This window comes from Synechococcus sp. R6-7 (assembly GCF_047461695.1).
Classification (GTDB): domain Bacteria; phylum Cyanobacteriota; class Cyanobacteriia; order Thermostichales; family Thermostichaceae; genus Thermostichus.
On the sequence record NZ_JANSHS010000479.1, the window covers coordinates 1 to 685 of the forward strand.

The 685-nt window shown below is 62.5% G+C and carries 1 protein-coding gene and 1 pseudogene; both read left to right on the forward strand.

From position 1 onward, the window contains the following. Positions 1-17 precede the first annotated feature (17 nt). Positions 18-197, forward strand: coding sequence for a hypothetical protein (locus NW815_RS13050; RefSeq protein ID WP_011432732.1), 180 nt, complete (start codon positions 18-20; stop codon positions 195-197). 3 nt (positions 198-200) lie between these two features. Beyond that, positions 201-685, forward strand: a pseudogene (locus NW815_RS13055) (hypothetical protein); the annotation flags it as partial.

A 685-nucleotide genomic window follows, 5' to 3' on the forward strand; every position in this document is an offset into this window, starting at 1 on the left:
AGCAGTGTTCAGCGTAAATGTATCAGTTCCTCAAGGCTGCCGACTTGTTGGCTGCTGAAGTGCTGGAGTCCTTGCCGCCGATGGATGAATCTTCGCCCCACTGGGGGGATCCCTTGGTGGAGCGGGGGTTATTGCGACCGGAGACGCTGCAGTATTTTCGCAAACATTTCCTGCCAGCTTCTGCCAGCGGATGCTGAGATATGCCAGAACTCCGTCCGAGCGCCGAGACCGTCAAGCGGATGAAGGTCTTGCCTCCACAGCACATTGTCGGGCAGGAGATGGCGGCACGACTGCTTGTGGCGGCCCTGGAGAAGGGGCGGGTGACTTCCAGCTACTGCTTCTTGGGCCCCCAAGGGGTGGGGCGGAAGCTGATGGCCCGTTGGTTTGCCCAGGCCCTCTTGTGCGAATCCAGCTCCGGGATCCCTTGCGGCAAGTGCTCCCACTGCCGTTGGCTGCTGGCGGGCAACCATCCCAATCTCCACTGGGTCAGCCCCACCTACCTGCACCAAGGCCGCCTAATTGCGGCAGACTCCCCGGAGGCGCAAACCTTGCAACGGCGCTCGCCGCCCCAAATTCGCCTGGAGCAGGTGCAGGGGGTATCCCGCTTCTGTGCCCGCAAGCCGATTCGAGCCCAGCGAAAGGGCTCCGCCCCGCTAAAGGACTCCGTCCCGCTTACGCGAAAGGA